Here is a 24352-nt window from a genome sequence, read left to right as displayed (position 1 = left end):
TGCTGCTGCAGATGACCATCACGTTGCCGTGGCGGCGGATGATCTTGCAGTGGTCGCAGATGCGCTTGACGCTGGGGTTGACCTTCATGGTTCTGTTCCTTGATTTCGCTGGCGTCGTGCTCCCGGCGGATGCCGGGGCCGTTCCTTACAGGACACGCACGTCGCGAACGGAGCGGGGCGAACGCCTACTTGTAGCGGTAGACGATCCGGCCGCGGGTCAGGTCGTAAGGGCTCAGCTCCACGATCACGCGGTCCTCGGGGAGGATCCGGATGTAGTGCTGACGCATCTTGCCCGAGATGTGGGCGAGAACTTTGTGTCCGTTGGTCAGCTCCACGCGGAACATCGCGTTGGGGAGCGCCTCGACAACCGCACCTTCGATTTCGATGACACCGTCTTTTTTGGCCATAGCCTCACTGTCGTTCGGAAGTAGTGTGTGTACTGGTCGTGCGAATGTTTCCGCGACGAACCTCCCCCGGGCGAGTGCCCGGGATGCGGTGTGCGGGCGTGCCGGAGCACGCGCAAAACACCAAGGGTCGATGCTACGCGATTCCGGCCTCCTCCGCCACCTCGGGCGTGTCGCGGCCCCCCTCCTCCCGATGCCCGGCGGTACGCGCCTCAGCCGGACACCGCCGACCCGCCGCCTAGGCTGACTGCAGTCGAGCGGAGGGAGCGCGGATGGCCCGCAATCGGGAGTCGTCGGAGCACGAGCGGCGGCGCTGGTACTCGCATCCCCTGGTGACGGTGCTGGGCGCGATCGTCGTCATCGCACTGGTCCAGACCTTCTTCGTGAAGGTGTACACCGTGCCGACCGGCTCGATGGAGCGCACTCTGCAGGGCGGGGGCTTCTGGGGCGACCGGATCCTGGTGGACCGTACGGCGGCGCTGCAGGGCGACCCGACGACCGGTCGCATCGTCGTCTTCTCGCGCGACGAGGAGTGGGGTGCCACCGACGTCGTCGGCAGCCCGCTGTCGGAGGCCGTGCAGTACTTCGGCGACGTCACCAGCATCGGTCCGTCGCACGAGGAGTTCCTCGTGAAGCGCGTGATCGCCACCGGCGGGCAGACCGTGTCCTGCTGCGACGCCGAGGGGCGCGTGCTGGTCGACGGGGAGCCGCTCGACGAGGACTACGTGTTCGAGGACTTCCCGTTCGGCGACGGCACGACCTGCACGAGCGAGGTCCGGTCGACGCGGTGCTTCGACGAGTACACGGTGCCCGAGGGGACGCTCTTCGTCCTGGGCGATCACCGCTCGAACTCGAACGACTCCCTGGGGCTGTGCCGCGGGGCTCCCGGGCCGATCGACTCGTGCGTCAAGACGGTGCCCGTCGAGCGGGTCGTCGGGCGCGTCTTCGCGGTCGCGTGGCCGCTCACGCGCTGGCGCCTCTTCTGACCCGCGCGGCCCGCGAACGGACGAGATCCCCCGCCGTGGCAGGGGATCCCGTCCGCGGGTGCGGGACTCGCGGAGTCCCGGCGGAAGCGCGCTAGGCGCACACGACCTCGACCAGCCGCGGGAACAGCGGGTGCTCGGGAGCGAGTCCGGTCACGTCGGCGACGAACTCCTCCGGCGACAGCGACGCGAGCTTCTCGCGCAGCTCCACGCTCTGCGGATCCTCCGGCACGTCGAAGCGCAGTGCGGCTCCGACGGCGGTGAGCAGTCCCGACGGGACCAGCCCGCGCTCGGCGAGCTCGGCGGCCGGGCCGATGAAGCGCTCGTGCCTCGAGAGCTTGCGCAGCGGCTGGCGGCCGACCCGGTCGACGGTGTCCGTCAGGTACGGGTTGCCGAAGCGCTTGAGCGTCTTCTCGAGGTACGCCTGCTGCTCCTCGTCGCTGAAGCCGTGCTTCGCGACGATGAGCGCCTTCGTGTCCTCCAGCGCCGCCTTCACCGCGTCGTGCACCTCCGGGATCGCGAGGGCGTCCGAGAGCTTGTGCGCGCCGGCGGCGAAGCCGACGTAGGCCGCCGTCGCGTGCCCGGTGTTGACCGTGAAGAGCTTGCGCTCGATGAAGGGCTCGAGGTCGTCGACGTAGGTCGCTCCCGGGAGCTCCGGCTCGCCGCCCTCGAAGGGCGTGCGATCGATGACCCACTCGAAGAAGCTCTCGACCGTGACGTCCAGGCCCTGCCCCGGCTCCTGGTTCGGGACGATGCGGTCGACGGCCGTGTCGGCGAAGACCGCACGGGAGCGCAGGCGCTCCCAGTCGTCCGCCCCGAGGTTGGCGGCGACCTCGGTCTGCAGCAGACGGGTCGCGTTGATCGCGTTCTCGCAGGCCATCACGCTCAGCCGCGGCGCCGACTCCGCTCGGGCGGCGAGGCCCTTCGCGATCACCGGGGCGACGAAGCGCAGGATGTTCGGGCCGACCGCGGTCGTGACGACGTCGGCCGTCGCGATCTCGCGCACCAGCGCCTCCTCGTCGGAGGCCGAGTTGATCGCGCGGAAGCGGTCGACCACGTGCGTGACCGACTCCTCTCCCACCTCGTGCACCTCGTAGCTGTCGGCGGCGGCGAGCTGGTCGATCAGGGCGGCGTTGACGTCGGCGAAGACGATCTCGTAGCCGGCCCCGTGCAGGATCAGCCCGACGAAGCCGCGGCCGATGTTGCCGGCGCCGAAGTGGACGGCCTTGGGCATCAGGAGTTGACCTCCCCGAGGAGCCCGTAGAGCGCCTGCGCGTCGGGGGCGTCGAGGAGCTTCTGCACCTCGTCCTCCTCCGAGAAGATGATGGCGATCTTCGAGAGGATCTCGAGGTGCTCGTTGTTCACGCCGGCGATGCCGACGACGAAGCGGACCTCGTTGCCGTCCCAGTCGATCGGCTGGCCGTAGCGGACGAACGACAGCGCGGAGGAGCGGATCTCGTCCTTCGCGTCGTTGGTGCCGTGCGGGATGGCGAGCAGGTTGCCCATGTAGGTGGAGACGGTCGCCTCGCGGGCGAGCATGGCCTCGTGGTAGGCGGGCGTCACCGCGCCGACTCCCACGAGCATGTCGGCGGCCTCCTTGATGGCGGCCTCCTTCGTGGTGGCGGTGCCGGAGGCGTTGATCTGTCCGATGGTGAGCACTTCGCTCATGGCTTCAGTCCTTCCGATGGTGGGAACAGGCGAGGGAGCCCGCAGGGGCGAGCGGAGCGTGTCCGCCTCGTCGCACCCTACGGACTCCCTCGTCGTGCTTACTGGATGGCCGCTCGGGCTACTGGCCGTGCTGCTCGCGGACCAGGGAGACGACCTCGTCGTACTTCGGGCTGTTGATGAAGTTGTCGACGGAGACGTGGATCGCGCCGGGCGTGCGCTGGCGGGCGCGCTCGGTGAGCTCGGCCTGGGTGATGACCAGGTCGACGTCGTCCTCGAGGGCCGCGATCGCCTTGTTGGTGACCGTGACGTCCTCGAAGCCCGCCTTCTTCATCTTGTTGCGCAGGACGGAGGCGCCCATGGCGGACGATCCCATCCCGGCGTCGCAGGCGAACACGATGGTGCGGACCTGGGTCGCGGTGGCCGTGGCTCCCGCGACGGAGGCGCCGCTGGAGTCCTGCGGCGTGTTCGCGCCGCGGGCGTTGATGAGCGAGCCGACGGCGCTCTCCTTGCCCTTGTTGGCCTCGTTCGCGGCGACGGCGGCGGCGAGCTTGTCGTCACCCTCCTGCGCTGCGGCGAGGTCGGTCTTGCGGCCGGCCCGGATGATGACCGAGGCGACGGCGAACGAGACGGCGGTCGCGAGGATGACCGAGAGGATCACGCCCACGAAGCTGTCGTTCGCGGTCTGCAGGAGCACGGCGATGATCGAGCCGGGCGAGGCCGGGCCGCGCAGTCCGGAGTTGAAGGCGACGTTGGTCGCGACTCCGGTCATGCCGCCGAGGATGACCGCGGCGAGCAGGGCCGGCTTCATCAGCACGTAGGGGAAGTAGATCTCGTGGATGCCGCCGATGAAGTGGATGACCGCCGCACCGGGAGCGGAGGCGCGCGCGGCGCCGACTCCGAAGATCGAGAACGCGAGCAGGACGCCCAGGCCGGGGCCGGGGTTCGCCTCGAGGAGGAACAGGAACGACTTGCCGGTCTCGTCGGCCTGCTGGAGGCCGAGCGGGGTCAGGATGCCGTGGTTGATCGCGTTGTTGAGGAACAGGATCTTGGCGGGCTCGATGAAGATGCTCGTCAGCGGGAGCAGGCCCGCGTTCACCAGCCACTCGACTCCGGCGCCGAGGGCGGTCGAGAAGCCGACGACCAGCGGAGCGACACCGGCGAAGGCCGCGAGCGCGAGGATCAGGCCGAGGATCCCGGCCGAGAAGTTGTTGACCAGCATCTCGAAGCCGGGCTTGATCTTCCCGTCCCAGATCGAGTCGACCTTCTTCATGAGCCACGCCGAGAGCGGGCCCATGATCATGGCGCCGATGAACATCGGGATGCCGGCGCCGACGATGACGCCCATGGTCGCGATGGTGCCGACGACTCCGCCTCGGGCTCCGTAGACCATGCGGCCACCGGTGTTCGCGATGAGCAACGGGAGGAGGTAGGTGATCATCGGGCCGACGAGGCCGGTGTTCACGACGTCGGGGTCGCTGCTCCAGCCGCCGAACTGCTGGACCCAGGTGGCGTCGACACCGAGCAGCGGGAGCCATCCGGTCTCGATGAAGAGGGCCGTGATGAAGCCCCAGGCGATGAAGGCCGCGATGTTCGGCATGACCATCCCCGAGAGGAAGGTGCCGAAACGCTGGACGTGGACGCGCGCTCCACCGCGCGTCGACGTCGCTGACGTCGTTGTCATGTGGTGTTCTCCGATTCTTGGTGCGGGGTCCCGGTCGTTCCTGAGGCGGCCTGGTCCCTGCGGGCGGGTCGTGATGAGGGGGGTGGTGCGAGGGGGAGGTGGTGCGTGGCGGGCGGCCAGGAGGCCGGGGATCAGGAGGCGGCGATCGCCTCGGTGACGGCGGACCGCGCCGCGGCGGCGCTGTCCGTCGCGAGGGCGAGCTCGGCGAACCGCTTCGCGTCCTCGAGCGTGTGCTCGGCCAGCTCGGCGCGCACGTCGGCGAGGGCCGACGGCGACATCGAGAGGGTCGTCGCGCCGAGGCCCACGAGGACCACGGCGAGCAGGGGGTCGGCGGCGGCCTCGCCGCAGATGCCGACGGGCTTGCCCAGTGCGGCCCCTGCGCGCCCGACCTCGCCGACGAGGCGGAGGACGGCCGGGTGCCACGGGTCCTGGTAGGCCGAGACGGTGCCCAGCATCCGGTCGGCGGCCAGCGTGTACTGGGTGAGGTCGTTGGTGCCGATGGAGGCGAAGTCCGCGACTCCGAGGATCCGGTCGGCGAGCAGGGCGGAGGAGGGGACCTCCACCATCACGCCCGCGGTGCGGATCCCGAGCTCCCGGGCCATCGAGGTGAAGTAGCGCGTCTCGTCGACTGTCGCGACCATCGGCGCCATGACCCAGAGGTCGGCGTCGGTCGCGGCGTCGGCCTGCGCGAGAGCGGTGAGCTGGTCGCGGAGGATCTGCTCGCTGGCTCGGAGCGCGCGCAGTCCGCGGAGACCCAGGGCGGGGTTCTCCTCGTGGTCGTCGTTGAGGAAGCTCAGCGGCTTGTCAGCGCCGGCGTCCAGGGCGCGGACGACGACCTTCTTGCCGGGGAACGCGGCGAGCAGACGGGTGTACTGCTCGGCCTGGTCGGCGACGGTCGGCGCCTCCTTGGCGTCGAGGAAGAGGAACTCGGTGCGGAACAGGCCCACGCCCTCGGCGCCGAGCTCGACCGCTCCCTGCGCGCCGTCGGCCGAGCCGAGGTTGGCGAGCAGCGGCACGGCGTGGCCGTCGGCCAGCGCGCCGGGGACGACGGGAGCGGCGAGGCGCTCGGCGCGCTCCGTGATCGCGGTCTTCGCCTCGGTGATCTCGGCGTCCGAGGGGTTCACCGTGACGACTCCGGTGGTCGCGTCGAGGATCACGAGCTGGCCGTCGCGCAGGTCGAGGGCACCGGTGGTGCCCACGATGGCGGTGATCGACTTCTCGCGGGCGAGGATCGCGGTGTGCGAGGTGGGGCCGCCGTCGCTCGTGACGAGTCCGAGGACCTTGTCGAGATCCAGCAGAGCGGTGTCGGCCGGTGCGAGGTCGCGGGCGACGAGCACGAAGGGCTCGTCCGACTCGGGCACGCCGGGGGCGGCCACTCCGCGCAGGTGCGCCACCACCCGCTGCGAGACGTCGTCGAGGTCGGTCGCCCGCTCGGCCATGTAGCCGCCCATCGCGACGAGCAGATCGCGGAAGCCCGCGAAGGCTTCGTGCACGGCGCGCTCCGCGGTCTTGCCGTTGGCGATGCGCGCCTTGACGTCGTCGGCGAGCGACGGGTCCTCCGCCATCAGCGCCTGCGCGTCGAGCACGTCCTTCGCCGACCCGCCGGCGCGCTCACCGCGGTGGCGGATGGTCGCGGCGGTCGCGGACAGCGACGACACGGCGCGCTCCTCCTCCTGCACCGGCGTGCGGGTGCTCGCGACGTCCTCCGGCTCGGGCAGCGGCTCGGGCATGCGCAGGACCGGCCCGAGGGCGAGCCCGCGGCCGACTCCGGTGCCCTGGAGCTTCGCGGAGGCGTAGGCGGTCTGGGGAGTGGACAGCGTCATGAGTGCTCGGTTCCTGTCGTGCTCTCGTCGGTGAGAGAGCGGGGGTGATCGAGTGGGGTTGCTGGGGGGACCTAGGCGTCGTGGTCCGTCGTCAAGAACGTGGCCAGCTCGTCGAGGACGGCCTGCTCGTTGTCGCCCTCGACGGAGAGGACGAGGTCGTCCCCGTGCTCGATGCCGAGGGAGATGATCCCGAGGATCGACGCGGCGTTGACCGCGGTCGCGTCGCCCTTCTTCACGAGGACCTTCTGCCCCGACTTCGCCGCGGCCTGGCTGAAGAGCGAGGCGGGGCGGGCGTGAAGGCCCTTCGACGATGCGACCTGAACAGTGCGCTCGACCATGAACGTTTCTCCTTGGGATCTGCAGCGGTGGCTGCGTCAGTGGTGGCCGGTGTCGGGCTCGGCGCCCGGTGCCGGTCGGACGGAGGGATCCCCGTCCGCGGCCGCTCCGACCGCGCGAGCGGCGAAGAGGACGGGAAGGGTGTCGAGCACGGTGTCGGCACCGTGCACTCCGAAGACGTCGTGCGGGAGGAGGGCGGCCGCGGCTCCGACTCGCTCCGCGCGCCGGCGGAGTCCGTCGAACTGCGACTCGAGGTGCGGACCCACCAGGAGGACGTCGGCCTCCGGGAGGGAGTCCGCGAGACCGGTGAGGGTCTCCGACCGGAACGAGGCGTCCATGCCGCGCTCCTTCGCGCCCGCTCGCAAGCGGTGCGCCAGGAACGTGCTCGACGCTCCCGCACCGCAGACGATCAGGATCTTCCGCACGTGATCCGCCTCCTCGCGCCCGTGTCGTACTTCAGTGAATCATCCCCGGACGGGGGCGGAGCGCTCCAGCAGAGATTCTTCCGCAGGGCCGGAAGAGCGCTTCCACGGCGTCGGCGCGGGGATTTCCCGGGCCGCCCCGCAGATGGTTGACTGCGAGGACCGACGACTCGCCGACCTCGCGACGAGCGGGCCCGCGGCGGGGCGGAAGCGCTCTCCGAGATCCCCCTTCGCGCCTGGAGCCCCCTGCATGCCTGACAACCGCGAACGCCTGCTGGAGTACCTCTCCCGCGCGGACGGCTGGGTGACGGCGCACGAGCTCGCCGACCGGCTGGGAGTGACGACCCGCAGCGTCCGCAGCTACGTCACCGCCGTCAAGACGCAGGCCGCACCGCTCGAGCCCGTCGAGTCGTCCGCGAACGGCTACCGCCTCGCCCGCGACGTCTACGCCGCGTTCCTGGAGGCGCAGCGCACCCGCGACACCGAGCCCGACACCCCCCGTGACCGGCTCTACGCCGTCGTCCGGCGGCTCGTCGACTCCGACGACGGCCTCGACCTGTTCGCCCTCGCCGACGACCTCTCGGTCAGCGAGTCGACGGTCGAGGCGGACCTCCGCCGGGTGAAGTCCCTGGCCGACGAGGCCGGCCTCGCCCTCGCCCGCAGCGGATCCTCCGTCCGCCTCGAGGGCAGCGAGGAGGCCCGGCGCCGCCTCATCTCGCGGATGTTCCGCGACGAGAGCGCCCAGGGGGTCTTCACCCTCGACGACGTCCAGCGCGAGTTCGCCTCCCCCGGCCTCGGCGCGTTCAAGACCGAGCTGCTCGCAGCGCTCGAGGAGCGCGGCTACTACATCAACGACTACGGCGTGAACAGCGTGCTGCTGCACATCGCGATCGCGGTCGACCGGGTCTCCCGCGGCATCGGGGACGCCTCCGGCTCCCGCCCCTCCCCCGGTCGGCACGGAGAGCTGGCGGCACTCCTCGCCGACCTCGTCGAGCGCCACTTCGCCACGCGGCTGACCGACGCGGAGCTCGCGCAGCTCGCGATCCTGATGACCACCCGCGTCGCGACCCCCGGCCAGAACGAGCCGGTGGCCGCCGTCGTCGAGAACTACGTGGACCCGGAGGACCTCGCGGTCGTCCGCGCGCTGGTCGCCGACGTCAACCGCGAGTACCTCGTCGACCTCGACGACGAGGGCTTCATCGTGCGCCTGGCCCTGCACGTACGGAACCTGATCGCCCGCGCGTCCGAGGGCGGCTACTCCCGCAACCCGCTGACCCGCTCGATCAAGACCAGCTTCCCGATGACGTACGAGATCGCCGTCTTCCTCGCCTCGGGGCTCCAGCGCCGCCGCGGGATCCTCGTGAACGAGGACGAGATCGCGTACATCGCCCTGCACGTCGGCTCGTTCCTCGAGCGGGTGTCGCGGCGCGAGGAGCGGCTGTCCTGCGTCATCGTCTGCCCCAACTACTACGACCTCGCGCACATGCTGCGGCTCCGCGTCGAGCGCTCGCTGGGCACCGAGGTGGAGGTGCGGTCCCTGATCACCCGGAGCGACGTCGACTGGGACCGCCTGACCGCCGACCTCGTGATCACCACGATCGACGAGCGCCCCTACGCCGACGACGTCGTCGTGGTGCAGCCGTTCTTGACCGATCACGACGTGGAGGCGGTGCGCCGGGCGATCGCGCGCGTCCGCCGCCATCGCCGTCGGGCGCAGATCAAGGACGAGCTGCTGCAGTTCTTCGACGAGTCGCTCTTCTTCCGCAATCTGCACGCGCGCGACGAGTCGGCGATGATCCGCCTCCTCGGCGAGCGGATGACCGAGCAGGGCATCATCGACGACGCCTACGTCGAGGGCGCGATCGAGCGCGAGCGGATGAGCTCCACGGCCTTCACCGACAACCTCGCCGTGCCGCACGCCATGGCGATGAGCGCGCGGCGCACCTCGATCGCCATCGTCGTCAACGACGTGCCCATGCAGTGGGGCGAGCAGCGGGTGAATGTCATCGCCATGATCGCGTTTGCATCGGCCGGACGCAGCACTTTCCAGTCGGTCTTCGACCAGTTCGTCGAGGTCTTCTCTGAGCGGGCCGAGGTGCAGCGGCTCATCCGCCGCTCCACCGACTTCGGCGCCTTCATCGAGGAACTCGTCCGCGTCTTCGACAGCTGACCCCCCTCCGCTGGCCGGAGGGGATCGGGCTCGAGACAGGATCGGCTCCGGCTTTCCCTCCAGAAGAAGGATCCCCTCCTGAACTCGAGGAGCGGGTGGGGTGCCTCGTCGCGGCTCCTGGCTCGGGTCTGGCGGGAGCGCCGCAGGCGCTCGGGAGGGAGCCGTGATGAGGCACCCCACCCGATCCGGTCACCGCGCAGCGCCGCCGCCACGCGGACCGTCATCGGGTCGGCGCTCTGTGGCGGCGCAATCGACCTAGAGACTCAGGCGATCGGCGTCGGCACGATCCCGTACGGAGCGAGCCCGGCCGCTCCCCCGTCGGCGAGCGTCGTCACCCAGATCCCGTCGCGGTGGACCGCCACCGAGTGCTCCCAGTGCGCCGCCATGCTTCCGTCGACGGTCGCCACGGTCCACTCGTCCTCGAGGACCGACGTCTCGGCGCTCCCGGCCGTGACCATCGGCTCGATCGCGACGACGAGTCCGGGCTTCACCTCGGGCCCGCGCTGGCGCACCCGGTAGTTGAAGACGGGCGGAGCCTCGTGCATCGTGCGGCCGATCCCGTGGCCGATGTAGTCGGTGAGGATCCCGTAGACGCGTCCCGACTTCTCGGCCTCGTCCTCGATGTACTCCTCGATCGCCGCACCGACCTCGTTCAGGTGCCGTGCGGAGGAGAGGGCCGCGATCCCGCGCCAGAGGGAGCCCTCGGTCACCCGAGAGAGCTCCTCACGGGCCGCGACCTCGTCGGGACGCGACGCGTCGGGCAGCACCAGCGTCATCGCCGAGTCGCCGTTCCAGCCGTCGATCTCGGCGCCGCTGTCGATCGAGACGATGTCGCCGGGAGCCAGCACTCGGCCGCCGGGGATGCCGTGCACGACCTCCTCGTTGACCGAGGCGCAGACCGTGTGCCGGTAGCCCGGCACGAGCTTGAAGTTCGAGTGCCCGCCGAGCGCGACGATCGCCGCTTCGGCGACGGTATCGAGCTCGAGCGTCGTGATCCCGGGACGGATGGCGGCCCGCACCGCGTCGAGAGAGGCGGCGGTCGCGAGCCCCGGAGCGATCATCGATCGCAGCTGGGCGGGCGTCTTGTACAGGGAGGAGCGGAATCCCACGGCGTCAGGCGGCCGACGGGTCGTCGACCAGACGACCCACCCGGTGGCCCTCGAGCGCGACGACGATGCGGTCGGTGACCTCCTCGACCGGCCCGAGGCCGTCGACGATCACGACGAGTCCGCGTCCGGCGTAGACGTCGATCAGAGGCGCCGTCTGCTCCTCGTAGAGCGCGAGACGGCGACGGATGACGTCCTCCGTGTCGTCGCTGCGCCCCTGCTCGTGCGAGCGCTTGAGGAGGCGCGAGACGACCTCGTCCGGATCGGCCGTGAGCTGCACCACCGCGTCGAGGCTGTTGCCGTCGGCGGCGAGGATGCGGTCGAGCTCGTCGACCTGCTCCGTGGTGCGCGGGTAGCCGTCGAGCAGGAAGCCCGTCGAGACGTCGGCCTCTTGGAGCCGGTCGTGCACGATCGCGTTCGTCAGTTCATCCGGGACGTAGCGACCCGCGTCGAGGAACGCCTTCGCCTGGAGGCCCAGCTCGGTCTCGTTCGCGACGTTCATCCGGAAGATGTCGCCCGTCGAGATCGCCGGGACGCTCAGGATCTCGGAGAGCCGCGAGGCCTGGGTCCCCTTGCCGGCGCCGGGAGGGCCGATCAGCAGGAGACGGAAGCCCACCACCGGGGTCGAGGTCATCGGAGGAGCCCTTCGTAGTGGCGCTGCTGCAGCTGCGAGTCGATCTGCTTCACGGTCTCCAGCCCGACTCCGACGATGATCAGGATCGACGTGCCGCCGAACGGGAAGTTCTGGTTCGCGCCGACGAGCGCCAGGGCGACGAGCGGCACGAGCGCGATCAGACCGAGGTAGATCGAGCCGGGCAGCGTCACGCGGGTGAGCACGTAGTTCAGGTACTCGGCCGTGGGGCGACCGGCGCGGATGCCTGGGATGAACCCGCCGTAGCGCTTCATGTTGTCGGCGACCTCGTCCGGGTTGAACGTGATCGCGACGTAGAAGTACGTGAAGCCGACGATCAGGAGGAAGTAGAGCGCCATGTAGAGCGGGTGGTCGCCCTGCGTGAGGTAGTTGGTGATCCAGGTCACCCACGCGGGTGCCTCCTGGCCCGCTGCGGGCTGGTTGAACTGCGCGATCAGCGCGGGCAGGTACAGCAGCGACGACGCGAAGATGACGGGGACGACGCCGGCCATGTTCACCTTGATCGGGATGTACGTGTTGTTGCCGCCGTATGTGCGACGACCCACCATCCGCTTGGCGTACTGCACCGGGACGCGGCGCTGAGACTGCTCGACGAAGACGACGGCGACGACGAGGAGCAGGCCCACGCCGAGGACGAGGAGGAAGGTCTCGAAACCGCGCGACTGCGCGATCGACCAGAGCGAGGTCGGGAACTGGGCGGCGATCGAGGTGAAGATCAGCAGCGACATGCCGTTGCCGATGCCGCGCTCGGTGATGAGCTCGCCCATCCACATGATGATGCCGGTGCCGGCGGTCATGGTGATGACCATGAGCAGGATCGAGTACCAGGCGTCGGTCGTGATCAGCTGCGAGCACTCGGGCACGCCGGACGATCCGAACAGGGCGCCGGAGCGGGCGACCGTGATCAGGGTGGTCGACTGCAGGACACCGAGCGCGATCGTCAGGTAGCGCGTGTACTGCGTCAGGCGGCCCTGGCCGGACTGGCCCTCCTTGTAGAGGGTCTCGAAGTGAGGGATCACCACGCGCAGCAGCTGCACGATGATCGAGGCCGTGATGTACGGCATGATGCCGAGCGCGAAGATCGACAGCTGGAGCAGGGCTCCACCGCTGAAGAGGTTCACGAGCTCGTAGAGACCGGAGGTCCCCTGGTTGCCGGCGAGACAGGCCTGCACGGCGCTGAAACTGACGAACGGAGCAGGGATGAAGGATCCCAGCCGGAAGATCGCCACGATCGCGAGAGTGAAGCCGATCTTGCGGCGGAGGTCGGGGGTGCGGAAGATCCGCGCGATTGCGCCAAACACTACCTAAGGTCTCCTGCTCAGTTCTTGGTGCGGGATACAGGTCGAGCTTGCCACGCGCTCCCCGGAGGGAGTCGGCGTGACAAGCTCGACCGACAAGCTGCTGGTGCTACTTGATGGATCCGCCCGCAGCGACGATCTTCTGCTCGGCAGAGCTGGAGACCTTGTCGACCGCGACGTTCAGCTTAACCGCAATGTCCCCGTCGCCGAGAACCTTGACCTTCTCGTTCTTGCGAACGGCACCCTTCGCGACGAGGTCGCTGATGGTGACGTCACCGCCCTGAGGGTAGAGGTCGGCGAGAGCCGACAGGTTCACGACCTGGTACTCGACGCGGAACGGGTTCTTGAACCCGCGCAGCTTCGGGGTGCGCATGTGCAGCGGCATCTGCCCACCCTCGAAGCCGATGCGCACCGTGTAGCGGGCCTTGGTGCCCTTGGTGCCGCGACCGGCGGTCTTGCCCTTCGAGCCCTCACCGCGACCGACGCGGGTCTTGGCCTTCTTGGCTCCCGTGGCGGGACGCAGGTGGTGGACCTTGAGCACGTGCTCCTTGGTCGCCGGAGCGTCGGCCGCGGCCGCGCCCTTCGTGGAGGTCTTCGCGGGAGTCGTGGACTCCGTCGCGACGGCCTGGTTCTTGTCAGCCATTAGTCAATCTCCTCGACCTTCACCAGGTGGGCGACGGTCTTCACGTATCCGCGGTTCTGAGAGTTGTCCTCGCGGACGACGCTCTGACCGATCTTCCTGAGACCGAGCGAGCGCAGCGTGTCGCGCTGGTACTGCTTCTCGCTGATCTTCGACTTGATCTGGGTCACCTTGAGCTGGGCCATCACTTGCCTGCCTTCGCGCTGGACGCGGCGGCGAGGGCATCGGCCTCGGCACGGACGAGACGGGCCGGAGCGACCTGGTCGAAGTCGAGACCACGACGGGCGGCAACGGCGCGCGGCTCCTCGAGCTGCTGAAGAGCCTCGACGGTCGCGTGGACGATGTTGATGGTGTTCGACGAGCCGAGCGACTTGCTCAGGACGTCGTGGATGCCGGCGCACTCGAGCACGGCGCGGACGGGACCACCGGCGATGACACCGGTACCGGCGGCGGCGGGGCGCAGGAGCACCACACCTGCCGCGGCCTCACCCTGGACGGGGTGGGGGATGGTCGAGCCGACGCGCGGGACGCGGAAGAAGTTCTTCTTCGCCTCCTCGACGCCCTTGGAGATGGCGGTCGGGACCTCGCGGGCCTTGCCGTAGCCGACGCCCACCAGTCCGTTGCCGTCGCCGACGACGACGAGAGCGGTGAAGCTGAAGCGACGACCGCCCTTGACGACCTTCGACACGCGGTTGATGGTCACGACGCGCTCGAGGAACTGGCTCTTCTCGGCGTCACGGCCACCGCGGTCGCGGCCACCCTGGTTGCGGTCGCGGCCGCCGCGGCGGGGCTCGCGAGCCTCCTGCTGCGGCTGCGTGGACGCAGCGGTCTCGACGGGGGCCTCCGACACGGCGGCGACCTCGGGTTCCTTGTTCTCTGCGGCGCTCACAGGTTGAGCCCTGCCTCTCGTGCTCCATCGGCGATCGCGGCGACGCGACCGGCGTACTTGTTGCCTCCGCGGTCGAAGACGACCGCCTCGACACCGGCGTTCTTGGCGCGCTCGGCGACGAGCTCGCCGACCTTGCGGGCCTTGGCGGTCTTGTCACCGTCGAACACGCGCAGGTCGGCCTCGAGCGTGGACGCCGACGCGAGGGTACGACCCTGCGCGTCGTCGACGATCTGCACGAAGACGTGGCGGGCCGAGCGGTTGACGACGAGGCGGGGGCGCTCGGCGGATCCGATGACCTTCTTGCGCAGGCGGTCGTGACGACGACCGCGAGCGGCGGACTTGCTCTTTCCTCTGGTTCCGAGACCCATGATTACTTACCGCTCTTTCCGGCCTTGCGGCGAACGACCTCGCCGGCGTAGCGCACGCCCTTGCCCTTGTAGGGCTCGGGCTTGCGGATCTTACGAATGTTGGCGGCCACCTCACCGACGGCCTGCTTCGAGATGCCGTGCACGGTGAGCTTGTTGTTGCCCTCGACCGTGAACGAGATGCCCGCAGGCGGAGTGACGACGACCGGGTGCGAGAAGCCGAGCGCGAACTCGATGTCCGAGCCCTTGGCGACGACGCGGTATCCGGTTCCGACGACCTCGAGGCCCTTGGAGTAGCCCTGCGTGACACCGATGATGTCGTTCGCGATGAGCGTCCGGGTGAGGCCGTGGAGCGAGCGCGACTCGCGCTCGTCATCGGGACGCGAGACCAGCACCTGGCTGTTCTCGACGGAGACCTGGATGGGGCTGGCGACCGGGACGGTCAGCTCGCCCTTGGGGCCCTTGACGGTCACGACGGATCCGGCGACGGAGACGTCGACGCCCGCCGGGATCTCGATGGGGAGTCTTCCAATACGCGACATGAGGGGTTACCACACGTAGGCGAGGACTTCCCCACCCACGCCCTTCTTCTCGGCCTGGCGGTCGGTCAGCAGACCGCTCGAGGTGGACAGGATGGCGACGCCGAGGCCGCCGAGGACGGTCGGGATCTCGGTGGACTTCGCGTAGACGCGCAGTCCCGGCTTCGAGACGCGCTTGATGCCGGCGATCGAGCGCTCGCGGTTCGGGCCGTACTTGAGGGAGATGGAGAGCGTCGTGCCGACGCGCGCCTCCTCGACCTTCCAGTCGGCGATGTAGCCCTCGAGCTTGAGGATCTCGGCGATGTGCGCCTTGAGCTTCGAGCCCGGGAGGGTGATGGAGTCGTGGTGCGCGGAGTTCGCGTTACGGATTCTGGTCAGCAGATCTGCGACCGGATCAGTCATGGTCATGGCTGATGGTGCCTTTCTCGCCTGGTTTCGGCACCCTTTACAAGAGTGACGACCTGTGGTGTGGGACGGCGCCGACGACGTCGACGCCCATGCGGCCGCGCGAACGCAGGCCAACGAGCCATGCTACATGGCGCGGGGCCGGCGGTCGAGGGCCGATTCTCGCCGCGACTCCTCGCGGAGTGCGGCGCCTCGCTGCACGCGGACGTGCAACGAGGTCGGAGGGCGGTTCTCACCACCCTCCGACCTCGGAGGTTCTTACTACGCGTTGTCCGCCGACTTGAACGGGAACCCGAGCTGCTTGAGCAGCGCGCGACCCTCGTCGTCGGTCTTCGCGGTGGTCACGACGGTCACGTCGAAGCCGCGGACCCGGTCGATGCGGTCCTGGTCGATCTCGTGGAAGATCGACTGCTCCGTGATGCCGAAGGTGTAGTTGCCGTTGCCGTCGAACTGGCGGTCCGACAGACCGCGGAAGTCGCGGATGCGCGGCAGCGCCACCGTGACCAGGCGGTCCAGGAACTCCCAGGCGCGGTCGCCGCGGAGCGTGACGTGAGCACCGATGGCCTGGCCCTCGCGCAGCTTGAACTGAGCGATGGACTTGCGGGCCTTCGTGACCTGGGGCTTCTGACCGGTGATGGCCGTGAGGTCCTTGATCGCTCCGTCGATGATCTTGCCGTCGCGGGCGGCCTCGCCGACGCCGGTGTTCACGACGACCTTGACCAGGCCGGGGACCTGGTGGATGTTGCCGAAGCCGAACTGCTCCTTGAGCGCCGGGACGATGTCGGCCTGGTACTTGGCCTTGAGCCGCGGCTGAACCTTCGCAGCCGCTGCGGTGGTGTCAGTCATCAGAGTTCCTCACCCGACGCCTTCGCGTAGCGAACGCGAACGGTCTTGGTCACGCCGTCCTTGGTGACGGACACGTTGCGGTGCCCGACCCGGGTCGGCTTCTTGGTCTTCGGGTCGACGAGCGCGATGTTCGAGATGTGGATCGAGGCCTCGACGGTCTCGATGCCACCCTCCTTGGAGCCGCGCTGCGTCTGGCCGACGCGGACGTGCTTCTTGACGAAGTTCACGCCCTCGACGACGACGCGGTTCTTCTCGACCAGGACCTCGAGAACCTTGCCCTGCTTGCCGCGGTCTCCGCCGCGGGCCTGGGTAGCGCCCGAGATGACCTGGACGAGGTCACCCTTCTTGATCTTGGCCATGACTAGATAACCTCCGGTGCCAGCGAGACGATCTTCATGAACTTCTTGTCGCGGAGCTCGCGACCGACCGGTCCGAAGATGCGGGTGCCGCGGGGGTCCCCGTCGTTCTTGAGGATGACGGCGGCGTTCTCGTCGAACTTGATGTACGAACCGTCGGGACGACGGGTCTGCTTGACGGTGCGGACGATGACCGCCTTGACGACGTCGCCCTTCTTGACGTTGCCACCGGGGATCGCGTCCTTGACGGTGGCGACGATGATGTCACCGAGACCGGCGTAGCGGCGGCCGGAGCCACCGAGAACGCGGATCGTGAGGAGTTCCTTGGCGCCGGTGTTGTCGGCGACCTTCACTCGGGATTCTTGCTGAAGCATGTCTCTCTCCTGCTAACTCAAGTAGGCCGCGGCCTACTTGGCCTTCTCGAGGATCTCGACCAGGCGCCAGCGCTTCGTGGCGCTGAGGGGACGGGTCTCGCTGATGACGACGAGGTCGCCGATGCCCGCGGAGTTGAGCTCGTCGTGAGCCTTCACCTTGGACGTGCGGCGGATGACCTTGCCGTAGAGCGGGTGCTTCACGCGGTCCTCGACCTCGACGACGACGGTCTTGTCCATCTTGTCGCTGGTGACGTATCCGCGGCGGGTCTTGCGGTATCCGCGAGTGCCCGCCTCCTTGACGTCGTGGGCGGCCGACTCGTGGCCGGCGGTCTCGTTGGCCGTTGCCATTACTTGGCCTCCTCATTCGACTCGGTCGCCGCGACCTCGGCCTTGGCGGCCTTCTTGGTGGTCTTCGGCTTCTTCTCCGCCTTGGCCGGGGCCTCGACGGGTGCAGGGGTGGCGCGGATGCCCAGCTCGCGCTCACGGATGACCGTGTAGATGCGGGCGATGTCGCGCTTGACGGCACGCAGGCGGCCGTTGGTGTCGAGCTGTCCGGTGGCCGACTGGAAGCGGAGGTTGAACAGCTCCTCCTTGGCCTTCTTCAGCTCGGTGACGAGACGCTCGTCCTCGAAGGTGTCGAGCTCGGCGGGGGCGAGCTCCTTGGATCCGATCGCCATTACGCGTCTCCCTCCTCGCGCTTGATGATGCGTGCCTTCAGGGGCAGCTTGTGGATGGCACGAGTCATAGCTTCGCGAGCGAGCTTCTCCTCGACGCCGGCGACCTCGAAGAGGACCCGACCCGGCTTGACGTTGGCGACCCACCACTCGGGCGAGCCCTTACCGGAACCCATGCGGGTCTCGGCGGGCTTCTTGGTCAGCGGGCGGTCGGGGTAGATGTTGATCCACACCTTTCCACCGCGCTTGATGTGACGCGTCATGGCGATACGAGCGGACTCGATCTGACGGTTGGTCACATAAGCCGGGGTGAGCGCCTGGATACCGAAGTCACCGAACGACACCTTCGTGCCACCGGTGGCCTGGCCCGAGCGGCCGGGGTGGTGCTGCTTGCGGTGCTTGACTCGACGGGGAATCAACATGGTTATGCCTCAACTCCTGCTGCGACGGGCGCCTCGCCCTGCTGGCGGGGGGCGCGACGCGGTCGGTCGCTGCGCTCGGGGCGCGACGACTTGCTGTTCGCCTGCTCCCGCGCGAGCTCCTTGTTCGTGATGTCGCCCTTGTAGATCCAGACCTTCACGCCGATGCGGCCGAAGGTGGTCTTGGCCTCGTAGAAGCCGTAGTCGATGTTCGCGCGGAGGGTGTGCAGGGGCACACGGCCTTCGCGGTAGAACTCCGAGCGGCTCATCTCGGCGCCGCCGAGGCGGCCGGAGACCTGGATGCGGACGCCCTTGGCGCCGGCGCGCTGCGCGCCCTGCAGACCCTTGCGCATCGCGCGGCGGAAGGCCACGCGGGCGGAGAGCTGCTCGGCGATGCCCTGCGCGACGAGCTGGGCCTCGGCCTCGGGGTTCTTGACCTCGAGGATGTTGAGCTGGATCTGCTTGCCGGTGAGCTTCTCGAGGTCGGCGCGGATGCGCTCGGCCTCGGCGCCGCGACGACCGATCACGATGCCCGGACGGGCGGTGTGGATGTCGACGCGGACGCGGTCACGGGTGCGCTCGATCTCGATGCGGGCGACGCCCGCACGGTCGAGCTGCGTGGCGAGCAGGCGGCGGATCTTGACGTCCTCGGCGAGGTAGTCGCTGTACCGCTGGCCCTTCTTGGTGCTGTCGGAGAACCAGCGCGACACGTGGTCGGTGGTGATTCCCAGACGGAAACCGTAGGGGTTTACTTTCTGACCCATTACTTGGTCCCCTCCTCAGGAGTGGCCAGCACGACGGTGATGTGGCTGGTGCGCTTGTTGATGCGGAAGGCACGACCCTGAGCACGGGGCTGGAATCGCTTGAGGGTGGTTCCCTCATCGACGAAGGCGCGGGACACGAACAGGTCCTGGTCGTCGAGGTACTCGTTCGAGGCATCGGCCTTGACGCGAGCGTTCGCCATCGCCGAGGCGACGAGCTTGTAGACGGGCTCGGACGCGCCCTGCGGCGCGAACTTCAGGATGGCCAGTGCCTCCTGAGCCTGCTTGCCGCGGATCAGGTTCACGACACGGCGAGCCTTCTGGGGGGTGACGCGGATGTGTCGCACGCGTGCGATCGACTCCACCATTTCTCTCCTCCTTCTCGTCGCCGCTTAGCGGCGACGGCCCTTCTTGTCGTCCTTCTCGTGACCGCGGAAGGTCCGAGTGGGGGCGAACTCGCCGAGCTTGTGGCCGACCATGGTCTCGGTCACGAACACGGGGATGTGCTTGCGACCGTCGTGGACCGCGATGGTGTGGCCCAGCATCGCCGGGATGATCATCGAACGGCGCGACCAGGTCTTGATGACGTTCTTGTTGCCGGCTTCGTTGGCCGTGAACACCTTGCGGAGCAGGTGGTCGTCAACGAAGGGGCCCTTCTTGAGACTGCGAGGCATCTTCTACAACTCCTACTTGCGCTTCTTACCGGCGGTGCGGCGGCGGACGATGAGCTTGTCGCTCTCCTTGTTGGGGCGACGGGTGCGTCCCTCGGACTGTCCCCAGGGGCTGACCGGGTGGCGTCCACCGGAGGTCTTGCCCTCTCCACCACCGTGCGGGTGGTCGACCGGGTTCATCGCGACACCGCGGACGGTCGGGCGGACGCCCTTCCAGCGCATGCGGCCGGCCTTGCCCCAGTTGATGTTCGACTGCTCGGCGTTGCCGACCTCGCCGATCGTGGCGCGGCAGCGCGCGTCGACGTTGCGGATCTCGCCCGACGGCAGGCGGAGCTGCGCGTAGGGGCCGTCCTTGGCGACGAGGCGGACCGAGGTGCCGGCCGAGCGGGCGAGCTTCGCTCCCCCACCGGGCTTGATCTCGATGGCGTGGATGACCGTACCGGTCGGGATGTTGCGCAGCGGCAGGTTGTTGCCGGGCTTGATGTCGGCGCCGGCGCCCGACTCCACGATGTCGCCCTGAGAGAGCTTGTTCGGGGCCAGGATGTAGCGCTTGGTGCCGTCCACGAAGTGGAGCAGCGCGATGCGCGCGGTGCGGTTGGGGTCGTACTCGATGTGAGCGACCTTGGCGTTGACGCCGTCCTTGTCGTTGCGACGGAAGTCGATCAGACGGTACTGGCGCTTGTGGCCACCACCGATGTGACGCGTCGTGATGCGGCCGGAGTTGTTGCGGCCACCGGTCTTGGACAGCGGGCGAAGGAGCGACTTCTCGGGCGTCGAGCGGGTGATCTCGGCGAAGTCGGCAACGCTGGAGCCGCGGCGACCAGGGGTCGTGGGCTTGTACTTACGAATAGCCATTGTCTGTTTCCTCTACGCTTCTTCGGCTCAGCCGACGTTCGTGAAGATGTCGATGGAGCCGGACTTCAGCGTCACGATCGCGCGCTTGGTGTCCTTGCGCTTGCCGGTGCCGAACTTGGTCCGACGGGTCTTGCCCTGGCGGTTCAGCGTGTTGATCGACGCGACCTCGACTCCGAAGATCTTCTCGATGGCGAGCTTGATCTCGGTCTTGTTCGAGCGGGGGTCCACCACGAAGGTGTACTTGCCCTGGTCGATCAGGCCGTAGGACTTCTCGGAGACCACCGGGGAGATGATCACGTCGCGGGGGTCCTTGTTGAACGCGGCGGACTGGCTCATGCGTTCACCTCTTCCTTCTTGGACTCGGCGCCGGTCTTGAGGGCGACGAAGCCCTCGAGAGCAGCCTGCGAGAAGACGATGTCGTCCGAGACGAGCACGTCGTACGCGTTGAGCTGGTCGAACGGCAGGATGTGCACGAACGGCACGTTGCGGAGGGACAGCTCGGCGATGAAGTCGTCGCGCTCGAGGACCACGAGGACGTTGCGCGACACCGACAGGGCGTCGAGCAGGACGAGGACGTCCTTGGTCTTCGGGGTCTCGCCGAGGGCGAGGGACTCGACCGCGTGGATGCGGCCGCCGCGGGCGCGGTCGGAGAGAGCACCGAGCAGGGCTGCGGCGATCATCTTCTTGGGGGTGCGCTGCGCGTAGCTGCGGGGGGTCGGTCCGTGGACGACGCCACCACCGGTCATGTGCGGGGCGCGGATCGAGCCCTGACGAGCGCGACCGGTTCCCTTCTGCTTGAACGGCTTGCGACCGGCTCCGGAGACCTCGCCACGGTTCTTCGTCTTGTGGGTTCCCTGGCGCGCCGCGGCGAGCTGGGCCACGACGACCTGGTGGATGAGGGGGATGTTGGTCTGCACGTCGAAGAGCTCGGCGGGGAGCTCGAACGAGCTCGCCTTCTGGCCCTTGACGTCGAGGATGTCGATAGAGGTAGCCATGGAACTACGCTCCCTTCACGGCGTTGCGAACGAACACGAGGCGACCGCGCGCTCCGGGGACGGCGCCCTTGACGAGCAGCAGGCCCTTCTCGGCGTCGACGGAGTGCACCTTGAGGTTGAGCACGGTGACGCGCTCGCCACCCATGCGACCGGCCATGCGCATGCCCTTGAAGACACGGCTGGGGGTCGAGGAGGCTCCGATGGAGCCGGGCTTGCGGTGGTTGCGGTGCGAACCGTGCGAAGCCGAGACGCCCTTGAAGTTGTGACGCTTCATGACACCGGCGAAGCCCTTGCCCTTGCTGGTGCCGACGACGTCGACCTTGGTGCCGGCTTCGAAGACGGCGTCGACGGTCAGCTCCTGGCCGGCCGAGTACTCGGCGGCGTCGGCGGTGCGGACCTCGGTGAGGTGGCGGCGGGGGGTGACTCCCGCGGCGTCGAAGTGACCGGCCGCGGGCTTGTTCACCTTGCGCGGGTCGATCGCTCCGGCGGCGATCTGGACGGCCGAGTAGCCGTCCTTCGCCTCGGTGCGGATCTGGGTCACGACGTTCGGGCTGATCTCGATGACGGTGACCGGGACGAGCTTGTTCTCGGCGTCCCAGACCTGGGTCATGCCGAGCTTGGTGCCGAGGAGGCCCTTGGAGGTCTTGGTGGCGACAGACATGTGTTACCCCTCCCCTTAGAGCTTGATCTCGATGTTGACGTCGGCCGGGAGGTCGAGGCGCATCAGCGAGTCGACGGCCTTAGGCGTCGGGTCGATGATGTCGATGAGGCGCTTGTGGGTGCGCATCTCGAAGTGCTCGCGGCTGTCCTTGTACTTGTGGGGAGAACGGATCACGCAGACCACGTTCTTCTCCGTCGGAAGCGGCACGGGGCCGACGACCGTTGCTCCGGCACGGGTGACCGTGTCGACGATCTTGCGCGCCGACGTGTCGATGACCTCGTGGTCGTACGACTTCAGTCGGATGCGGATCTTCTGTCCCGCCATGTGTGATCTCTCACTCTCTTGTTATTGCGTCGTACGCTGCGGACCCGTGGGCCCGCGTCGCATTGGACGCGCTCGCGAAGGAACTCCGGGGAACCGGGGAGTGCACCAGTGTTCTTCTGTCAAAAGCACCGCGCTCGGGGCGCTCCAGCGACGTGCAGAACGCACGACGCACGGAGAGCCCGTTGAGTTGTCGGTTGTTTCGTTCTGCTACCCGCCGCCTCGACGTCGCACCGGCTGGGCCGCCCTCTCGGGTCGAGCCTCAGCGGTGCCGTCTCGGCACTGCCTGGCAGTGTTCCACCGGTCGCAGCACGCTGCTTCGGCGGAAATTTTGAACTAGAAGAGTCTCCCACAGAACGGGCACCCGTGCAACCCGGGCGTGTCGCGGATCGGGGACCCCTCCTCGCCCGGGATTCCGGGGCGGCGCCTCATTCGTAGAGCAGGGCGCGGAGGGTCGTCTCGGCGGAGTTCGGACGGGCCGGGTCGATCGTCTCACCGGCGCGGTAGTGGTCGAGGACCCGCGGGTCGACGTAGCTGGCGCGCGCGACCGTCGGGGTGTTGCCGAGCACCTCGGAGGCGTCGCGCATGGCCTGCGCGATGGCCGAGTTCCGGGCCCGCTGCGTCGGCTTCGGTCCCGTGCGCGCGAGGCTGAGCGCGGCGGCGACCGTGCCGTGGAGAGTGCGGAAGTCCTTGGCGGTGAAGTCGTCGCCCGCCTTCTCCCGGACGTAGTCGTTGATCTCGAAAGCCGACAGCGGCCGCCACTCCCGTCCGTCCTTCCACGCGAGAAGGCGGGCGTTCGGGCCGCGGCGCTTCAGCGAGCGCACGACGCTCGCCAGGTCGTGATCGAGGATCTCGCTGGTCCAGGCCTGATGGCTTTTGCCCGGGAAGGCGAGGGCGACGCGATCGCCGTGGGTCGTCGCGTGCGAGCACAGCAGCGTCGAGAGGCCGATGCTCCCGTGCTCCTTGGCGTAGCGCTCGCTCCCCACGCGCAGGGATCCCGTGTCGAGCATCCGGAACGCCGTCGCGAGAGCGCGCTCGCGGCCGTAGCCGTCGCGACGCAGGTCCATCGTCACCGCGCGGCGCGCACTCGGCAGCGACTCTGCCAGACGGAGTGCGCGGTCGAACTTGATCCGGTCCTTCTGCTCGCGCCAGGTCGGGTGGTAGATGTACTGCCGACGGCCGGCCGCATCGACGCCCATCGCCTGGATGTGCCCGTTGGGGTACGGCGCGATCCAGACGTCCTTCCACGCCGGCGGGATGCCCAGGGCGTCGAAGCGGGCCCGGAGCTCGGGGTCGGTGACCGTCACGCCCTTCGGGTCGCGGTAGCTGAATCCGGAGCCGGCCCGGACGCGGGTGTACCCGCGACTGCTCGAATCGGTCCTGCGGAGTCTCTGCGCACGCGTCTCAGCCATCGGCCCGACCCTAGGCCGGGCTCCGTCCGCTCTGCACCCGCTTGACGGGAGGGTGCAGAACGAGCCAGGAGGGGCCGCTACTCGTTGCCGAGGCGCTTGTCGGCCTGGCGCTTGAGGTCCTCGATGCGCTCGTCGTACTTGCCCTTGGTGAGCCTGCTGGCGATGTCGCCCGTCTTCTCGAGCACCTGGTCGGAGACGCGCTCCGCCTTCTCGCTGCGCAGCGCCTCCTGCGCCTTCTGGCTCTTCAGCAGCTCCGCTGCCTGACGTCCGAGCTTCCCGAGATCCACCATGACTGCTCCTTGTTCGAGGGCGCGGCGATCCGCGCCGAGCCAGTGTGGCGGGCGGGGCTGGACGAACGGTGGGGCGCTAGAGGGCGAGCACCCGGGCCGCCGCCTCGGCGAGGGCGCGACCGTAGGAGGGTCCGTGGCCGGCGGCGTGCACCGCGAGCGGGTGCAGCTGGTGCAGCGGGACGCGCTCCCGCCAGCCGTCGGCGAGAGCGTGCGCCTCGTCGTAGCCCCGGAGGATCTCGTCGAGGTGAGGGGCGCCGAAGAGCGCCAGCATGGCGAGGTCGGTCTCGCGGTGGCCGCCGTGCGCGGCAGGATCGATCAGCACGGCGCCGGAGGCGG

Annotated in this window: 36 protein-coding genes; 2 read left to right on the top strand and 34 right to left on the bottom strand. The window is 68.7% G+C overall.

From position 1 onward, the window contains the following. Positions 1-88 (bottom strand): 50S ribosomal protein L36 (rpmJ, locus tag ASF46_RS18740; protein ID WP_082485232.1); only part of this gene is annotated, 88 nt, incomplete at its 3' end. 97 nt (positions 89-185) lie between these two features. Further along, positions 186-407 (bottom strand): translation initiation factor IF-1, encoded by a 222-nt coding sequence (infA, locus tag ASF46_RS18735; RefSeq protein ID WP_022883252.1) that lies wholly within the window; start codon positions 405-407, stop codon positions 186-188. A 269-nt stretch (positions 408-676) separates the two neighbouring features. Between infA and lepB the strand changes: the two genes are divergently transcribed. Next, positions 677-1390, top strand: a complete 714-nt coding sequence (gene lepB, locus ASF46_RS04110) for a signal peptidase I (protein WP_056866507.1) — start codon at positions 677-679, stop codon at positions 1388-1390. 91 nt (positions 1391-1481) lie between these two features. Here the strand turns inward: lepB and ASF46_RS04105 are convergent, their stop codons facing one another. The 6 genes from ASF46_RS04105 to ASF46_RS04080 form a co-directional block, all read right to left on the bottom strand. Beyond that, positions 1482-2621 (bottom strand): mannitol-1-phosphate 5-dehydrogenase, encoded by a 1140-nt coding sequence (locus ASF46_RS04105; RefSeq protein ID WP_056866506.1) that lies wholly within the window; start codon positions 2619-2621, stop codon positions 1482-1484. Then, complete coding sequence (locus ASF46_RS04100; RefSeq protein WP_055787145.1) at positions 2621-3055, bottom strand: PTS sugar transporter subunit IIA; 435 nt, start codon at positions 3053-3055, stop codon at positions 2621-2623. The genes ASF46_RS04105 and ASF46_RS04100 overlap by 1 nt, the downstream gene beginning before the upstream one ends. Positions 3056-3173: 118 nt before the next feature. Beyond that, complete coding sequence (locus ASF46_RS04095) at positions 3174-4736, bottom strand: PTS mannitol transporter subunit IICB (RefSeq protein ID WP_056866505.1); 1563 nt, start codon at positions 4734-4736, stop codon at positions 3174-3176. Positions 4737-4867: 131 nt separating this feature from the next. Then, complete coding sequence (ptsP, locus tag ASF46_RS04090; RefSeq protein ID WP_082485230.1) at positions 4868-6559, bottom strand: phosphoenolpyruvate--protein phosphotransferase; 1692 nt, start codon at positions 6557-6559, stop codon at positions 4868-4870. A gap of 71 nt (positions 6560-6630) precedes the next feature. Beyond that, on the bottom strand, positions 6631-6897 hold the full coding sequence (locus ASF46_RS04085) for an HPr family phosphocarrier protein (protein ID WP_056866504.1): 267 nt from the start codon (positions 6895-6897) through the stop codon (positions 6631-6633). Positions 6898-6933: 36 nt separating this feature from the next. Next, entirely contained in the window at positions 6934-7320 is a 387-nt protein-coding gene (locus ASF46_RS04080; protein ID WP_056866503.1) for a PTS sugar transporter subunit IIB, read from the bottom strand. A gap of 247 nt (positions 7321-7567) precedes the next feature. On the opposite strand from ASF46_RS04080, the gene ASF46_RS04075 reads away from it, so the two are divergent. After that, a complete protein-coding gene (locus ASF46_RS04075) occupies positions 7568-9487 on the top strand; it encodes a BglG family transcription antiterminator (RefSeq protein ID WP_056866502.1) in 1920 nt (639 codons plus the stop codon). A gap of 263 nt (positions 9488-9750) precedes the next feature. Here the strand turns inward: ASF46_RS04075 and map are convergent, their stop codons facing one another. From map to ASF46_RS19680, 26 genes are all read right to left on the bottom strand, one after another. After that, a complete protein-coding gene (gene map / locus ASF46_RS04070; RefSeq protein WP_082485228.1) occupies positions 9751-10596 on the bottom strand; it encodes a type I methionyl aminopeptidase in 846 nt (281 codons plus the stop codon). Between the two features lie 4 nt (positions 10597-10600). Continuing rightward, entirely contained in the window at positions 10601-11227 is a 627-nt protein-coding gene (locus ASF46_RS04065) for an adenylate kinase (protein WP_055787128.1), read from the bottom strand. After that, positions 11224-12546 (bottom strand): preprotein translocase subunit SecY, encoded by a 1323-nt coding sequence (gene secY, locus ASF46_RS04060; protein ID WP_055787123.1) that lies wholly within the window; start codon positions 12544-12546, stop codon positions 11224-11226. Before secY ends, ASF46_RS04065 begins: the two co-directional genes overlap by 4 nt. A gap of 106 nt (positions 12547-12652) precedes the next feature. Next, positions 12653-13186 carry a 50S ribosomal protein L15 gene (rplO, locus tag ASF46_RS04055; RefSeq protein WP_082480980.1) on the bottom strand — a complete coding sequence of 178 codons (534 nt, stop codon included), beginning with the start codon at positions 13184-13186 and terminating at the stop codon, positions 12653-12655. Continuing rightward, positions 13186-13368, bottom strand: a complete 183-nt coding sequence (gene rpmD, locus ASF46_RS04050; RefSeq protein ID WP_077221985.1) for a 50S ribosomal protein L30 — start codon at positions 13366-13368, stop codon at positions 13186-13188. Before rpmD ends, rplO begins: the two co-directional genes overlap by 1 nt. Beyond that, on the bottom strand, positions 13368-14072 hold the full coding sequence (rpsE, locus tag ASF46_RS04045) for a 30S ribosomal protein S5 (protein WP_055787117.1): 705 nt from the start codon (positions 14070-14072) through the stop codon (positions 13368-13370). The genes rpmD and rpsE overlap by 1 nt, the downstream gene beginning before the upstream one ends. Then, positions 14069-14440, bottom strand: a complete 372-nt coding sequence (gene rplR / locus ASF46_RS04040) for a 50S ribosomal protein L18 (RefSeq protein ID WP_056866501.1) — start codon at positions 14438-14440, stop codon at positions 14069-14071. The genes rpsE and rplR overlap by 4 nt, the downstream gene beginning before the upstream one ends. A gap of 2 nt (positions 14441-14442) precedes the next feature. Continuing rightward, entirely contained in the window at positions 14443-14979 is a 537-nt protein-coding gene (gene rplF, locus ASF46_RS04035) for a 50S ribosomal protein L6 (RefSeq protein WP_055787111.1), read from the bottom strand. Positions 14980-14985: 6 nt separating this feature from the next. Further along, on the bottom strand, positions 14986-15384 hold the full coding sequence (gene rpsH, locus ASF46_RS04030) for a 30S ribosomal protein S8 (protein WP_055787108.1): 399 nt from the start codon (positions 15382-15384) through the stop codon (positions 14986-14988). A 258-nt stretch (positions 15385-15642) separates the two neighbouring features. After that, complete coding sequence (gene rplE / locus ASF46_RS04025) at positions 15643-16227, bottom strand: 50S ribosomal protein L5 (protein ID WP_055787105.1); 585 nt, start codon at positions 16225-16227, stop codon at positions 15643-15645. Then, the gene (gene rplX / locus ASF46_RS04020) at positions 16227-16586 is read right to left on the bottom strand and encodes a 50S ribosomal protein L24 (protein WP_055787101.1); all 360 of its coding nucleotides are present in this window, start codon (positions 16584-16586) and stop codon (positions 16227-16229) included. The genes rplE and rplX overlap by 1 nt, the downstream gene beginning before the upstream one ends. Before the next feature lie 2 nt (positions 16587-16588). Further along, positions 16589-16957 (bottom strand): 50S ribosomal protein L14, encoded by a 369-nt coding sequence (rplN, locus tag ASF46_RS04015; RefSeq protein ID WP_055787095.1) that lies wholly within the window; start codon positions 16955-16957, stop codon positions 16589-16591. Positions 16958-16990: 33 nt separating this feature from the next. Continuing rightward, entirely contained in the window at positions 16991-17305 is a 315-nt protein-coding gene (rpsQ, locus tag ASF46_RS04010) for a 30S ribosomal protein S17 (RefSeq protein WP_055787092.1), read from the bottom strand. Continuing rightward, positions 17305-17634, bottom strand: a complete 330-nt coding sequence (rpmC, locus tag ASF46_RS04005) for a 50S ribosomal protein L29 (RefSeq protein ID WP_055787089.1) — start codon at positions 17632-17634, stop codon at positions 17305-17307. Before rpmC ends, rpsQ begins: the two co-directional genes overlap by 1 nt. Beyond that, a complete protein-coding gene (rplP, locus tag ASF46_RS04000; RefSeq protein WP_055787085.1) occupies positions 17634-18053 on the bottom strand; it encodes a 50S ribosomal protein L16 in 420 nt (139 codons plus the stop codon). Before rplP ends, rpmC begins: the two co-directional genes overlap by 1 nt. A 2-nt stretch (positions 18054-18055) precedes the next feature. Further along, the gene (gene rpsC, locus ASF46_RS03995; protein WP_055787081.1) at positions 18056-18814 is read right to left on the bottom strand and encodes a 30S ribosomal protein S3; all 759 of its coding nucleotides are present in this window, start codon (positions 18812-18814) and stop codon (positions 18056-18058) included. Further along, entirely contained in the window at positions 18814-19179 is a 366-nt protein-coding gene (gene rplV, locus ASF46_RS03990; RefSeq protein WP_082480979.1) for a 50S ribosomal protein L22, read from the bottom strand. Before rplV ends, rpsC begins: the two co-directional genes overlap by 1 nt. Before the next feature lie 24 nt (positions 19180-19203). Then, positions 19204-19485, bottom strand: coding sequence for a 30S ribosomal protein S19 (gene rpsS, locus ASF46_RS03985; RefSeq protein ID WP_055787078.1), 282 nt, complete (start codon positions 19483-19485; stop codon positions 19204-19206). A 12-nt stretch (positions 19486-19497) separates the two neighbouring features. Next, positions 19498-20337, bottom strand: coding sequence for a 50S ribosomal protein L2 (gene rplB, locus ASF46_RS03980; RefSeq protein WP_055787074.1), 840 nt, complete (start codon positions 20335-20337; stop codon positions 19498-19500). Between the two features lie 27 nt (positions 20338-20364). Then, positions 20365-20673: a 50S ribosomal protein L23 gene (rplW, locus tag ASF46_RS03975; RefSeq protein WP_055787071.1), complete on the bottom strand. Its 309-nt coding sequence runs from the start codon at positions 20671-20673 to the stop codon at positions 20365-20367. Next, positions 20670-21332 carry a 50S ribosomal protein L4 gene (gene rplD, locus ASF46_RS03970; RefSeq protein ID WP_055787067.1) on the bottom strand — a complete coding sequence of 221 codons (663 nt, stop codon included), beginning with the start codon at positions 21330-21332 and terminating at the stop codon, positions 20670-20672. The genes rplW and rplD overlap by 4 nt, the downstream gene beginning before the upstream one ends. Before the next feature lie 4 nt (positions 21333-21336). Beyond that, positions 21337-21993 carry a 50S ribosomal protein L3 gene (rplC, locus tag ASF46_RS03965; protein WP_055787062.1) on the bottom strand — a complete coding sequence of 219 codons (657 nt, stop codon included), beginning with the start codon at positions 21991-21993 and terminating at the stop codon, positions 21337-21339. A 15-nt stretch (positions 21994-22008) separates the two neighbouring features. Beyond that, positions 22009-22317: a 30S ribosomal protein S10 gene (rpsJ, locus tag ASF46_RS03960; RefSeq protein WP_005050520.1), complete on the bottom strand. Its 309-nt coding sequence runs from the start codon at positions 22315-22317 to the stop codon at positions 22009-22011. A 425-nt stretch (positions 22318-22742) separates the two neighbouring features. Next, positions 22743-23726, bottom strand: a complete 984-nt coding sequence (locus ASF46_RS03955) for a DNA topoisomerase IB (RefSeq protein ID WP_056866500.1) — start codon at positions 23724-23726, stop codon at positions 22743-22745. Between the two features lie 77 nt (positions 23727-23803). Next, positions 23804-24016, bottom strand: a complete 213-nt coding sequence (locus ASF46_RS03950; RefSeq protein WP_055787055.1) for an Rv0909 family putative TA system antitoxin — start codon at positions 24014-24016, stop codon at positions 23804-23806. Positions 24017-24092: 76 nt separating this feature from the next. Next, a partial coding sequence (locus tag ASF46_RS19680) for a fructosamine kinase family protein (protein ID WP_235576848.1) occupies positions 24093-24352 on the bottom strand: 260 nt, incomplete at its 5' end.

This window comes from Rathayibacter sp. Leaf296 (assembly GCF_001423045.1).
GTDB lineage: Bacteria > Actinomycetota > Actinomycetes > Actinomycetales > Microbacteriaceae > Rathayibacter > Rathayibacter caricis.
This window is presented reverse-complemented; position numbering and strand designations above follow the sequence as displayed.